The organism is Pseudonocardia sp. DxW (genome assembly GCF_058448985.1).
Map to the genome: position 1 here is coordinate 15,160 of NZ_JBZFLK010000017.1, position 13,652 is coordinate 28,811.

Annotated in this window: 9 protein-coding genes; 6 read left to right on the plus strand and 3 right to left on the minus strand. The window is 75.0% G+C overall.

The genetic code is table 11. The features are described from left to right. Positions 1 to 42: 42 nt before the first annotated feature. Positions 43 to 471, minus strand: a complete 429-nt coding sequence (locus tag ACVJO7_RS24165; RefSeq protein ID WP_085910464.1) for a roadblock/LC7 domain-containing protein — start codon at positions 469 to 471, stop codon at positions 43 to 45. Beyond that, entirely contained in the window at positions 468 to 4,868 is a 4,401-nt protein-coding gene (locus tag ACVJO7_RS24170) for a nitrate- and nitrite sensing domain-containing protein (protein WP_491674771.1), read from the minus strand. Before ACVJO7_RS24170 ends, ACVJO7_RS24165 begins: the two co-directional genes overlap by 4 nt. A 408-nt stretch (positions 4,869 to 5,276) precedes the next feature. Here ACVJO7_RS24170 and ACVJO7_RS24175 point away from each other — a divergent pair, with 408 nt between their 5' ends. The 3 genes from ACVJO7_RS24175 (at position 5,277) to ACVJO7_RS24185 (ending at position 7,970) form a co-directional block, all read left to right on the plus strand. Beyond that, entirely contained in the window at positions 5,277 to 6,938 is a 1,662-nt protein-coding gene (locus tag ACVJO7_RS24175; protein WP_491674772.1) for a DNA repair helicase XPB, read from the plus strand. Between the two features lie 106 nt (positions 6,939 to 7,044). Beyond that, positions 7,045 to 7,263, plus strand: a complete 219-nt coding sequence (locus ACVJO7_RS24180; RefSeq protein WP_491674773.1) for a hypothetical protein — start codon at positions 7,045 to 7,047, stop codon at positions 7,261 to 7,263. An 80-nt stretch (positions 7,264 to 7,343) separates the two neighbouring features. Continuing rightward, on the plus strand, positions 7,344 to 7,970 hold the full coding sequence (locus tag ACVJO7_RS24185; protein WP_491674774.1) for a PspC domain-containing protein: 627 nt from the start codon (positions 7,344 to 7,346) through the stop codon (positions 7,968 to 7,970). Between the two features lie 326 nt (positions 7,971 to 8,296). Here ACVJO7_RS24185 and groL read toward each other — a convergent pair whose 3' ends face one another. Continuing rightward, on the minus strand, positions 8,297 to 9,925 hold the full coding sequence (groL, locus tag ACVJO7_RS24190; protein ID WP_344021104.1) for a chaperonin GroEL: 1,629 nt from the start codon (positions 9,923 to 9,925) through the stop codon (positions 8,297 to 8,299). 216 nt (positions 9,926 to 10,141) lie between these two features. Here groL and moeA point away from each other — a divergent pair, with 216 nt between their 5' ends. The 3 genes from moeA (at position 10,142) to pssA (ending at position 13,641) form a co-directional block, all read left to right on the plus strand. Further along, entirely contained in the window at positions 10,142 to 11,404 is a 1,263-nt protein-coding gene (moeA, locus tag ACVJO7_RS24195; RefSeq protein WP_491674775.1) for a molybdopterin molybdotransferase MoeA, read from the plus strand. Positions 11,405 to 11,902: 498 nt separating this feature from the next. Beyond that, entirely contained in the window at positions 11,903 to 12,625 is a 723-nt protein-coding gene (locus ACVJO7_RS24200) for a phosphatidylserine decarboxylase (RefSeq protein WP_491674776.1), read from the plus strand. A 5-nt stretch (positions 12,626 to 12,630) separates the two neighbouring features. Then, positions 12,631 to 13,641, plus strand: coding sequence for a CDP-diacylglycerol--serine O-phosphatidyltransferase (gene pssA, locus ACVJO7_RS24205; RefSeq protein ID WP_344021098.1), 1,011 nt, complete (start codon positions 12,631 to 12,633; stop codon positions 13,639 to 13,641). The last annotated feature ends 11 nt before the right edge of the window (positions 13,642 to 13,652 follow it).

Sequence of the window (13,652 nt, forward strand, 5' to 3'; positions counted from 1 at the left end):
TACCCTGGCCGATCCTGCTGCGATGGGGGTCATGACGTCTGCTCAGGGACCGAACGAGCCCTGCAGCTCCGCGCGGAGCTCCGGCGTGAGGAGCTGGCCGACCCGGTCGACCAGCAGCGTCATCTCGTAGCCGACCAGGCCGATGTCGCAGCTCGGCGAGGCCAGCACGGCCAGGCAGGAACCGTCGCTGATGGACATCAGCAGCACGATCCCGCGGTCCATCTCGACCACGGTCTGCACCACACCACCCGCGTCGAAGCAGCGGGCCGCGCCCTGGGTCAGGCTGATCAGGCCGGACGCGACCGCCGCGAGCTGGTCGGCCCGGTCCCGCGGGAGCCGGTCCGACGCGGTCAGCAGCAGCCCGTCGGCCGACACCACGATCGCGTGCGCGACGCCGGGGACACGCTCTGCGAAGTTGGTGACCAGCCAGCCGAAACGGCTCTGGCTGGGCTGTGCCTGCGGTGCCCTCACTGGTTCTCCTCAGGGTCGGACTGGTTCGTTCGGTCACCGGACGGCTCGGGGGTGCCGTCGGTCGTCGTGCGCGAGGCGTACTGCCTGCCGGACGCGCTCTCCCGGCCCTGGCGCACGCCCTGCTGGTAGCTCGCCAGCCGGCCGCGCACGCTCTCCGCGTTCCGCGACTCGCCTGCCGGAGCGGGGCTGAGCACGGTGGATCCTGCCGCACTGCCGGGGATCAACCGCGCCCGCGGTCGCCGCTTGGGCAGTCCGGCCGAGGTGGTCTCGTCCGGTTCGTCGGTCCCGGGCTCCTCACCGGCGACCTCGCGGGCCTGCCGCCAGGCGTCGTCGGCCGGGGAGGAGAAGCCCGCCGCACCGGTCCGTCCGGACGGCGCCTCGGGCTGTGCCGCGGGACCGTCGGCCTGGGCGGGCGAGCCGTCCTGCCAGCGGACCGGCACCGAGCGGTTGGACCGGAACCAGGCCGAGGCGATGTCGTCGAAGATCGGCGTCGTCTGGCTCATGTCGAAGCCGTTCTGCTGCGACCGGGCCGCCTCCAGGGCCCCCGGACGGCGCAGCTGGCCGCGGTCACCCTCGACCGGCACCTTCGGCGCGAACAGCTCGTCCTGGTTCGGTCCCGGCCGCCCGGCCGGTGGCCTGCCCTCGGCCGGTCCGCGTGCGGTGACCGGCCGCTTGGGCAGCGGGGCGCCGTTCGGGCCGCGGGTGAGCGCGCCGTCCGGGTGCGGCACCGGGCCGCCCCGGCCGGGGCCCGGCGAGGGCCGGCGGACGGGCAGGCCCGGGCCGGGGCCGCCCGGCATCACCGGACGCGGCGACGGGCCGGGACGGTTGCCGTTCGGCCGGGTCCCGGGCGGGCCGCCCATCGGCTCCCGGCCGGAGGGCCGGACCGCGGGGAACGACCGGGTGTCGGTCGCCGGGCCCGGTGCGGGCGCGGCCGGGGCGGACCCGGTGGACCCGTCCGAACCGGGCGCGTCGCCGGGCCGGTCGCCGGTCCGCTCGTCGTCGGTCGCCGGGCCGGTGGCGCCGCCGTCCGGGCCGGCGTCGGTGGTGTCCGTGCTGCCGGAGCCGGCCGGTGCGGCGGTCCCGGTGCCCTCGGTGAACCCGGCGATCTCGGCGGTGCCGGCCGGGGACTCCCCGGCGCCCGCGTCGGCGTCACCGGAGGTCCCGGCGTCCGAGGTCCCGGCGTCCGAGGTCCCGGCATTCGAGGTCCCGGCATTCGAGGTTCCGGCATTCGAGGTTCCGGCGTCCGCGGGCTCGGTGGACGCGGCCCCGGTCGAAGCGGTCCCGGCCGCCGCGGCGTCGGCGGGGGCCGGGCCGTCCTCGGTGGCGGCGTCCATGACGACCGTGTCGTCCAGGTCGCGGTCGCCGCGCCGGGCGGCCGCGGCACCTGCCGCGAAGGCACCGCCGAGTCCGAGCGCGGCCGCGGGGCCCATCCCGGACCGGTCCGCGGGCGTCCGGTCCCCGGCAGCAGCCGGGTCGGTCCCGGTGCCGTCCGCGGCGACGCTCCCGGCGCGCTCGGTGGTGGGGATCCCGGCGGCGTCGGTGGCGGTGCTGCTGTCGGTGCTGCTGCCGCTCTCGGTGCCGTTCTGGGCGCCGCTCCGGGTGCCGGCTCCGTCCGCTGCCGCGTCGGCGCCGTCGGCCAACGGGTCGGCCATGTCGGTGCCGCCGACGGGGTCGCCGGCGGAGACGGCGTTGCCGGCCGCGGTGTGCTCGGCCGCCGCGGCGTCGTCGGAGGTGTCGGCGGTGCCGGTGGGGTCGCCGGCACCGCCGGCCAGGTCGGCCGCCGCGTCGGAGGTGTCGGTCCCGTCGGTCGTGCCGTGGTCCGTGTCAGGGTCCGTGCCGAGGTCCGGGCCGTGGTCGTACCCGGAGCCGTGGCCGGAGCCCGGCTCCGCGCCGTCACGGCCGCCGGCCGGGACGCCGGGCAGGTCCGGCCCGGTGCCCTGAGGCGGGAGCGCCCCGTCGCCCGGGGTGCCCGCGGGACCGCTGCCACCGGTGACCGGGTCGCCGGCCGGGGTGAAGACGTCGGCCGGGGTGCGGTCATCGCCCGCCGGTGCTCCCGGGGACGGCGCGAAGGCCTGCAGCCCGCCCGGGGCGAACCCGTTCGGCGCGGCCTCCGTCCCGTTCACCGCATCGCCGGTGGGCTCCGGGGCGTTCTTGCGCAGCGACGAGCCGGGCCTGCGGGTCGGCAGCGCCGCCGCGGAGCCGTTGCGGGCGCCGCCGGTGGCGGTGCTGCCCGCCTCGAACGTCGGGGTCAGCGGGCCGTCGGACCCGGCGACCATCGACGGCAGCGAGCCGCCGCGACCGGAACCGTTCATCGCGACCCGGCGGTCGCCGCCGTCCGGTGCCGGACGGGGGGCCGGGGACTCCGGCGGCTCCGGGGCCGGCGGCGGCGGGGCCTGCGGGGCCGGGGCCGCGGGCAGGGCCGCGGCCGGTCCGCCGTCGCGGCGCTGCTCGGGCAGCTGCGCCGAGGGCACCAGGTTCGCCGGGACGGTCACCGAGGCGTTCAGCCCGCCGGAACCGCTGCCGACCGCCGCCGACGCCAGCCGGACACCGATCCGGTGCCGGGCGGCCAGCCGGCCGACCACGAACAGGCCCATCCGGCGGGACGCCGAGACGTCGACCTCGGCCGGGCCGGAGAGCCGCTGGTTCGCGTCCGCCAGCTCGGCGTCGAGCATGCCGACACCGCGATCGGAGATCTCGATCAGCAGCGACTCGTCCGCGGTCCGGGTGGTGCTCATGATGACCTGGGAGTCCGGCGGCGAGAAGTTCGTCGCGTTGTCCAGCAGCTCGGCCAGCAGGTGGACGAGGTCGTTCGCGGCGCGGCCGGCGATCGTGGCGTTCGGCGGGGTCTGCACGACGACCCGCTGGTACTGCTCGACCTCGGACACCGCGGCCCGCAGCACGTCCACCACCTGCACCGGCGCCACGTTCCGCTTGGCGAGGTCGGTGCCGGCGAGGACCAGCAGGTTCTCGCTGTTGCGCCGCATACGGGTCGCGAGGTGGTCGAGCTGGAACAGGTTGGACAGCTGGTCCGGGTCCTGCTCGTTGCTCTCCAGCTGCTCGATCAGCTGCAGCTGGCGCTCGACCAGCGCCTGCGAACGCCGGGACAGGTTGACGAACATGCTGTTGACGTTCTGCTGCAGTGCGACCTGGTCGGCCGCCAGGCGGATCGCCTGGCCGTGCACGGCGTCGAACGCCCTGGCGACCTCGCCGATCTCGTCCCGGCTGTCCAGCGGCACCGGCTCGACCAGCGCGTTCGGTGCCTGGCCGGAGCGCATGCCCTCGACCGCCGCGGGGAGCTTGCGCTCCGCGACGTCCAGCGCCGAGCTGCGCAGCAGCCGCAGCGAGCGGACCATCTGCCTGCCGAGCAGCAGGATGATGCCGCCGGTGAGCAGCAGGGTCAGCATCAGCAGCACGGAGTTGAGGCCGGCGGTGTTGCCCGCCTGCTCCGCGGCGGCGGTCCGCCGGTCCACGAAGGCCTGTTCCGCGGCCTGCGTCGACTCGTCGACCGCCTGCGTCGAACGGTCCACCGCGGTGTTCCAGACGGCGGCGTCGACCTGCGGCGCCTCACCCGCGGGGGTGGCCAGCACCTGGTCGCGCAGGGCGGTCCGCTCGGCGTCGACCGGGCCGGCGGCGAAGTCGCCGAACGCGCCCGCCTGGTCCTGGGTCAGCGCCAGCTGCACGTCGCCCGCCGCGGTGCGGAAGGCGGCCTCGGCGGTGTTCATCCGGGCCCGGGACGCCTCGTCGAGCTGACCGGCGGCGAGCGCGGTGTTCACCACGGTGCGCTCCAGCTGGAGCGACTCGCGGGCGGTGGCGCCGGCGGCGATCGCGGTGGTCAGACCGGCCGTGTCGGCGGTCTGCAGGCGACCGACCAGCGCCCGGTCCAGCGCGAGCGTGCGCTGCACGATCGAGGTGTAGCGGGTGGTCACGTCGGCCGCGGGGGTCGGGCCGCCCGCGACCTGCGAGCGGATCACCGGGAGCTGGCCCAGCGTCGTCTCGGCCTGCCGGCGGGCGGCGGCCAGCTGCGGCTCCTGCTCCTCGGCGGCGTCGAGCTGTGCGGTGGTGTTCCGCAGTGCCTCGTCGGTCGTGGCCTGCGCGCCGTCGACGTGCGCGCGGTCCCCGAGCCGGTTGCCGGCGACGAAGGTGGCGGCGACGTCGCGCTCCGCCTGCAGCGCCCCGGTGAGCGTCTCGATCTGCTGGTGGACCTGGACCAGGCCGCTCCCGCGGCCGAGCTCCTCGGCCACGTTGGCCTGGTCGACGACCCGGATCGCGCCGATGCTCAGCGCGAGCACCGTCGGGACCAGGCCCACGACCACCAGCTTGGTGACCAGGCTCCAGTTCCGGGGGTCGAGTCGTTCCGAGAGGGTGGTCGGGCGTTCCGTGTTGGTCACGGTGGTCACGGCGCGGTCTCCCTGTCGGTCTCCGGTCCGGGCACGGGCAAGGGCGCTCCCGGGTGTTCCCGGCGGGCGGCGGGCGGCCGGGCCGGCCGTGTGGCGTCGCGGAGGGGGAGCATCAGCGGGTCCGGTGCGCCTTTCGGGTCACGACGAACCCTCCCGACCGTTCCCCGCGCCGACACGGATGCGGCGGCTGCCGCGCTCCGGGGGAGCCGGGCGGATATGATCGTGCAGGGTCTCGTCTGTGCATGACGGACGGCTCAGGAGTCTAGCCCCCACGACGGGGTGGTCCCGAGCGGCGTAGCAGCCCTCACCGTCCGATCACGTGACGTGACGCACGCCGACCGTTCGTCTCCGCTCGTCGCCCGGCGGTCTTGCACTGCTCCGATTACCGACGTCGAAGGGATCCGTTCCGTGACCGACGGTCCACTGATCGTGCAATCCGACAAGACCCTTCTGTTGGAGGTCGACCATCCGGACTCGGCCGAGGCGCGCGCGGCGATCGCCCCGTTCGCGGAACTGGAGCGGGCTCCGGAGCACGTGCACACCTACCGGGTCACACCGCTCGCCCTGTGGAACGCGCGTGCCGCCGGTCACGACGCGGAGCAGGTCGTCGACGCGCTCGTCCGGTGGGCCCGCTATCCGGTCCCGCAGCCGCTGCTGGTCGACGTGGTCGACACGATGGGCCGCTACGGGCGGCTGCAGCTGTCCAACCACCCCACCCAGGGCCTGGTGCTGACCGCGCTGGACCGCGCGGTGCTGGAGGAGATCCTCCGGCAGAAGAAGATCAGCCCGATGCTGGGCACCCGGATCGACGACGACACGGTGGTGGTCCATCCGTCCGAGCGCGGCCGGCTCAAGCAGGCGCTGCTCAAGGTCGGCTGGCCGGCCGAGGACCTGGCCGGCTACGTCGACGGCGAGGCGCACCCGATCGACCTGGTGCAGGACGACTGGACGCTGCGCGACTACCAGCAGCAGGCGGTCGACGGGTTCTGGGACGGCGGCTCCGGGGTGGTCGTGCTGCCCTGCGGCGCGGGCAAGACCCTGGTCGGCGCGGCCGCGATGGCCCGGGCCGGGGCGACCACGCTGATCCTGGTCACCAACACCGTCGCCGGGCGGCAGTGGAAGCGCGAGCTGGTCGCCCGGACCTCGCTCACCGAGGACGAGATCGGCGAGTACTCGGGCGAGCGCAAGGAGATCCGCCCGGTCACGATCGCGACCTACCAGGTCGTGACGCGCAGGACCAAGGGCGAGTACAAGCACCTGGAGCTGTTCGACTCGCGGGACTGGGGCCTGGTCGTCTACGACGAGGTCCACCTGCTGCCCGCGCCGGTGTTCCGGATGACGGCGGACCTGCAGTCCCGGCGCCGGCTCGGGCTCACCGCGACGCTGGTCCGCGAGGACGGCCGCGAGGGCGACGTGTTCTCGCTGATCGGGCCGAAGCGCTACGACGCCCCGTGGCGGGACATCGAGGCGCAGGGCTGGATCGCCCCGGCCGAGTGCGTCGAGGTGCGGGTCACGCTGACCGACGCCGAGCGGATGGCCTACGCGACCGCCGACTCCGAGGAGCGCTACCGGACGGCGTCGACGGCGCGCACCAAGCTCAACGTCGTGCAGGCGATCCTGGACCGGCACCGCGGCGAGCCGACCCTGGTCATCGGCGCCTACCTGGAACAGCTGGAGGAGCTGGGCGAGAAGCTGGACGCGCCGATCGTGCAGGGCTCCACCCGCAACCGGGAGCGGGAGCGGCTGTTCGAGGAGTTCCGCAGCGGCCGGATCGACCGGCTGGTCGTCTCCAAGGTCGCGAACTTCTCGATCGACCTGCCCGAGGCGACGGTCGCGGTGCAGGTCAGCGGCACCTTCGGCTCCCGGCAGGAGGAGGCGCAGCGGCTCGGGCGGCTGCTGCGGCCCAAGGGTGACGGACGGCAGGCGCACTTCTACTCGGTCGTCTCCCGGGACACCGTGGACACCGACTACGCGGCGCACCGGCAGCGGTTCCTGGCCGAGCAGGGCTACGCCTACCGGATCGTCGACGCCGACGACCTGCTGGGCCCGGCGCTCCCGGACGCCGGCTGACCGCAGGGCCGACACACCGGCACCCGATGGGGGCGCGAACCCGGCGCGCCGAGGTGTTCACGGGCACACTGGCGGTTCCGGTGCCGCTCGATCCGGGGAGGGACGCGTGTCGACGACCATGTGGGTCCTCGTCGGCCTCGCCGCGTGGGTGCTCGTCGGCCTGGCGGTCGCGCTCGTCCTCGGCCGGATGATCCGGATGCGCGACCGGGAGTCCCCCGGCCCGCCGGACGAGCAGCCGGGCGGCGGCGAGGGGACCGCTGCGCCGCGGCCGCGGCGCGCCGCGGAGCCGCCGCAGCCCGGAGGGGGCCGGCACCCGCGTCCCTGATCCCGCAGGCCCCGGGTCCGGGGTCGGTCTCCGGGGCGATCCGGAGTCCGCGGCGGCGCGCGCCGGGCACCGTGGGATACATGGACAGCACAGCGCAGAACTCCGCAGCGCAGGACCCCGCAGCGCAGGACCCGGCCACCGACCGGTACGCCGCTCCGGCCGCCGCCGATCAGCCGGCGGCATCGGCCACGGCCACTGCCACGGACCAGCACGCCGCCCCGGCTGCCGGTCAGCACACCGGCGCCGGCCCGGCCGCCGACCAGCCCATGGCGTCGGCCACGGCCACTGCCGCCGACCAGCACGCCGGTCAGTACTCCGACCCGCACACCGGCCCGCACACCGGCCCGGCTGCCGCCCCGCACACGGGCCCGGGCGCCGACCCGTACTCCGGCCCGGCCGCCGGTCAGTACTCCGGCCCGCACGCCGGTCAGTACTCCGGCCCGCATGCCGGTCCGGGCACCGGATCCGGTGCCGGATCCGTCCCGCCGCGCGCGGGCGGGCCGGCGCTCGGCGACCGGCTCGCCGCGTTCCGGCTGCGCCGCAGCGCCACCGACCGGATGCTCGGCGGCGTCTGCGGCGGCCTGGCCGAGGACCTCGGCGTCGATCCCGCGCTGCTCCGGATCCTGGTCCTGGTGCTGACCCTGGCCACCGGCGGCGCCGCGGCACTGGTCTACCTGGCCGTCTGGTTGGTCGCCCCGGTCGGATGACGGCCGGCGGCACAGGACGTCCCGACGCGCCAGGGGGTCGCGTCGGGACACGGTCGCTCAGCGCCGGTGGCCGGACCAGTTCGCCAGCCGCTCGGTCGGACCGGCGTCGGGGCCGGCTCGACCACCGCGGCGAACGGGACGGGCCCGCCGCGCACGGCGGCCGGGAGGTGGACCTGCGCGGCCGCCAGCGCGGCCGCCCGGAGCTCACCCTGACGACGGGGAGCCGGCGGAGCACACCGGCAGGCGGGGACGCCGACGCCGCGGGGGCGGCACCGGCGAACCGGTACCGCCCCCGCGGGTGGTGCTGCTGCGTGAGCAGGCGTGGATCAGAAGTCCATGCCGCCCATGCCGCCGGTCGGGTCGGCGGGCGCGCCGCCGCCCTTCTCCGGCTTGTCGGCGATGACCGCCTCGGTGGTCAGGAACAGCGCCGCGATCGAGGCTGCGTTCTGCAGCGCCGAGCGGGTCACCTTGGCCGGGTCGATGATCCCGGCCTTGACCAGGTCCTTGTACTCGCCGGTGGCGGCGTCGAGGCCCTCACCGGTCGGGAGGTTGCGGACCTTCTCCGCCACGACGCCACCCTCGAGGCCGGCGTTGATGGCGATCTGCTTGAGCGGAGCCTCCAGCGCGACCTTGACGATGTTCGCGCCGGTGGCCTCGTCACCGTCCAGGCCGAGGCCCTCGAACAGGCCGGCACCGGCCTGGATCAGGGCGACGCCGCCGCCGGCGACGATGCCCTCCTCGACGGCCGCCTTCGCGTTGCGGACGGCGTCCTCGATGCGGTGCTTGCGCTCCTTGAGCTCGACCTCGGTGGCCGCGCCCGCCTTGATGACGGCGACGCCACCGGCCAGCTTCGCGAGCCGCTCCTGCAGCTTCTCGCGGTCGTAGTCGGAGTCGGTGCGGTCGATCTCGGCGCGGATCTGGGAGACCCGGCCGGCGATCTGGTCGGCGTCACCGGCGCCGTCGACGATGGTGGTCTCGTCCTTGGTCACCACGACCTTGCGGGCGGTGCCGAGCAGCGACAGGTCGGCGGTGTCGAGCTTGAGGCCGACCTTCTCCGAGATGACCTCGCCACCGGTCAGGATGGCCATGTCGGCCAGCATCGCCTCGCGGCGGTCACCGAAGCCCGGGGCCTTGACGGCGACGGACTTGAAGGTGCCGCGGATCTTGTTGACGACCAGGGTGGCCAGGGCCTCGCCCTCGACGTCCTCGGCGATGATCGCCAGCGGCTTGCCCGACTGCATGACCTTCTCCAGCAGCGGGAGCAGGTCCTTGACGGTCGAGATCTTGGAGGAGACGAGCAGGACGTACGGGTCCTCGAGCTCGACCTCCATACGCTCGGCGTCGGTCACGAAGTAGGGCGAGATGTAGCCCTTGTCGAAGCGCATGCCCTCGGTGAGCTCGAGCTCGAGCCCGAAGGTCTGCGACTCCTCGACCGTGATGACGCCTTCCTTGCCGACCTTGTCCATCGCCTCGGCGATGAGCTCGCCGATCTGCGGGTCGGCGGCCGAGATGGAGGCCGTGGCAGCGATCTGCTCCTTGGTCTCGATCTCCTTGGCGGACTTGAGCAGCGCCTGGGAGACGGCCTCGGTGGCCTTCTCGATGCCGCGCTTGAGCGACATCGGGTTCGCGCCGGCGGCCACGTTGCGCAGGCCCTCGCGGACCAGCGCCTGGGCCAGCACGGTGGCGGTGGTCGTGCCGTCACCGGCGATGTCGTCGGTCTTCTTGGCGACCTCCTTCACCAGCTCGGCGCCGATCTTCTCCCAGGAGTCCTCGAGCTCGATCTCCTTGGCGATCGACACGCCGTCATTGGTGATGGTCGGCGCGCCCCACTTCTTCTCGAGCACGACGTTGCGACCCTTCGGGCCCAACGTCACCTTGACGGCGTCGGCGAGGGTGTTCATGCCCCGCTCGAGGCCCCGACGGGCCTCCTCGTCGAACGCGATCTGCTTCGCCATGGGGGTGTTGCCCTCCGATAGAGGTGAGTCGAGTGATCGGATGCGGTGCCCGCGACGGACGGCCGGCTACCCTGCGCCGGCCTCACCCACCCGACCTGGCACTCCACGGGCACGAGTGCCAGTGGATGCTGTGCCCGTTTCTAGCACTCGGGTGGGGTGAGTGCAAGCGACGGGGTCCGAATGTCGGCCGGTCGGGAGCGTGGGCAGGATGGCCCCATGACCACCGCACCCACCTGGTCGAACTCCGGTCCGCGATCGGTCGCCGAGCACGCCGCCGCGGTCGCCGCACTGCTGCCGCCGACCGGCGTCGAGCGGGTGCCGCTGGCCGATGCGAGCGGACGGGTGCTGGCCGAGGACCTGACCGCCGGGGTGGCGCTGCCGCCGTTCGACAACTCCGCGATGGACGGGTACGCGGTGCGGGCCGCCGAGCTCGCCGGCGCCTCGGACGCCGATCCGGTGACGCTGCCGGTTGCCGAGGACATCCCGGCCGGGCGGACCGCGGTGCCGCCGCTGGCCCCCGGCACGGTCGCCCGGATCATGACCGGTGCGCCGGTGCCCGAGGGGGCCGACGCGATCGTCCCGGTCGAGCGGACCGACGGCGGGACCGGGCAGGTGCGCATCGCCGCCGCACCCGAGCCCGGCGCCTACGTCCGCCGGGCGGGTGAGGACACGGTCGCCGGGGCGGTGCTGCTGCGGGCGGGCACGGTGCTCGCGGCGCCGCAGATCGGATTGGCCGCCGCCGTCGGGCGCCCGGAGCTGCCGGTCCGCCGCCGGCCGCACGTGCTGGTGCTGTCCACCGGCTCGGAGCTGGTCGCCCCCGGCGAGCCGCTCGGGCCGGGCCGGATCTACGAGTCCAACGGGACGATGCTCGCCGTCGCGGTCCGCGAGGCGGGTGCGACCGCGGAGCTGCTCTCGTTCGTGCCCGACGACGTCGAGCGGTTCCGCGCTGTGCTGGCCGAGCGGGTCACCGCCTCGACGGCCGCGCTCCGGCCCGATCTGGTCCTCACCTCGGGCGGGGTGAGCGCCGGGGCCTACGAGGTGGTGAAGGACGCGATGACCGGGCACGGCGTGCAGTTCGGCAAGGTCGCGATGCAGCCCGGCGGCCCGCAGGGCTGCGGGCGGCTCGATCTCGGCGGGACGGACGTCGCGGTCGCGACCCTGCCCGGCAACCCGGTCAGCTCGCTGGTGTCGTTCGAGGCGTTCGTCCGGCCGGCGCTGCGGGCCGCGATGGGGCATCCGGCGCCGCACCGTGCGGTGGTGACGGCCCGGCTGGCCGGGGAGCTGTCCTCGCCGGCCGGCAAGCGGCAGTTCCGCCGCGGCGTGCTCGACGCGGCCATCGGGACGGTCGCCGAGATCGGCTCCACCGGATCGCACCTGATCGCGGCGCTGGCCCGGGCCGACTGCCTGATCGACGTCCCCCCGGACGTGACGACGGTGGCCGACGGATCACCCGTCGCGGTGTGGTTGATCGAGCCGTAGGCGACCCCTTCTCGCGCCGAACGGTCGCCGCCTGATCTGCGGCGACGATGCACTGTGCGACAGGGTCTTCACTCGCCCGGCGCCAAGGCTGCGCCGAAAGTGTGAGCCACCTCATAGGAATAAGGGGCAACGATCTCACCGCGAGCGACGTCTATCCGTGTAGGCGTTCGGCCGAAAGAGGTAGATCACGGTGGACATCCATCGTGATCTGGACTGCCGGTCGTCGGGGAGGAATACTTTTGCTCGCGAAGGGGTAACCCCTTCACAGCACAGGACCCACCGCCCGTCGCTGGGGAGCGGACGAGCGGTTCCAAGGCCGGGGTCGTCGTCTCGGGGGACGGCGGCCCCGGCCCTTTTTCGTCTCCGGGAGCGGGCGATCGTGCCAGGGTCCGCATCCGCGTCCTGCACCGGGGTCGGGTCGTCCCGCCGGAGCTGTGTCACCGGCTCCCGCGTAGCGTGGCGATCCCCAACCGGAGCATCAGGAGCCGACGACCCGCCATGGCCGAAGGAACCGGGACCTCGCCGACCCACATCGCCCGTCTGGTCCGCGACGCGATCCCGCCGATGCACCCCGGGGGCAGGCCGATCGTCGCCGCGGTCGCCCTCGTCGCCGCCGGGGTGCGCGCACTCAGCGGCCGGGGCGCACTGCCCGGGCTGCTCGCCACCGGCGCCACCGCGCTGTTCTTCCGGGACCCGGCGCGGACCCCACCGCAGCGGCCGGGCGCGGTGCTAGCCCCCGCGGACGGCACCGTCGCGACCGTCACCGAGGTCGTCCCGCCGGCCGAGCTCGACCTCCCGCGGGTGCCGCACCCGCGGGTCTCGATCTTCCTGACGGTGCTGGACGTGCACGTGCAGTGGGTGCCGGTGCACGGCCGCGTCGTCGGCGTCCGCTACGAGCCGGGCACGTTCCTGTCCGCCGACCTGGACAAGGCCAGCGAGGACAACGAGCGCAACGCGATCACCTTCCTCGCTGCCGGTCCCGAGGGGGCCGACGGGCACCGGATCGGCGTCGTGCAGATCGCCGGGCTGCTGGCCCGCCGGATCGTCTGCGGGCTCTCGACCGGCGACGAGGTCGCCGCAGGCGAGCGCTTCGGGCTGATCCGGTTCGGCTCCCGGGTCGACACCTACCTCCCGCCGGGAACGGAACCGCTGGTCCACCCCGCCCAGCGCACCGTGGGCGCCGAGACCGTGCTCGGTGTCGTCCCCCCGGCGGAGGGCTGAGCCGGATGACGATCGGGCCTCCGGCGAAGGGGTACCCGGCCGGCGTGCGACTGCTGCCCAACGCGGTCACCGTGCTCAACCTCTGCGCCGGCCTGTCGGCCGTCTACTTCGCCCTGCAGGGCCGGTTCGACCTGGCCATCGGTGCGGTGCTCGCGGCGGCGCTCTGCGACGCCCTGGACGGCGGCCTCGCCCGGCTGCTCGACGCGTCCAGCCGGATCGGTGCCGAGCTGGACTCGCTCGCCGACCTGGTGTCGTTCGGCGTCGCACCGGCCCTGGTGATCTACATCTGGGCGTTCGAGGACACCCGGGCCGGCTGGATCGTCGCGCTCGTCTTCGCCGTCTGCATGGCGCTGCGGCTGGCCCGGTTCAACACGCTGCTCGACGACGACCAGGCGCCGCCGTTCGCCCGCGAGTTCTTCGTCGGCGTCCCGGCCCCGGCCGCGGCCATGACCGCCGGGATCCCGCTCTACCTGTGGCTGCACCTCGGGCCCGGCTGGTGGTCGGCCGAGCCGGTGGTCGCGGTCTGGGCGCTGTTCACCGCCGGCCTGATGGTCAGCCGGATCCCGACCGTGTCGCTCAAGGCGGTCCGCGTGCCGCAGCGGGCGATCGCCCCGCTGCTGGTCGGCGTCGGTGCGATCGCCGCAGCGCTGTTCACGGTGCCCTTCCTCGGCGTCACGGTGGCCGCGACCGGCTACCTGCTGCTGCTGCCCTACACCGCCTACCGGTACCGCTGGCTGGCCCGGCACCCGGAGGCGTGGGACGTCCCGACCCGGCAGCGCCGGGCCGTCGCCCGGGCCGCCCGCTCGGCCCGCCGGCTCGGGTTGCGGCCGCCGCTGCGCCGCCGGGTCGCCGGCCGGGCCGGTGCGATGGCCCGCGGGGTCCGGCGCCGGCTCGACCCGGACGGCGCCGCCCGCCGGGAGAACAGCCGGTCCGGCAACGGCCGGGCGGTGCACGGCCCCGGTGTCGCGCCGGCCCCCCGCGGGTCCGGGCGCCGCCTCGGGCTGCGCCGTCGCTGACCACTAGCGTG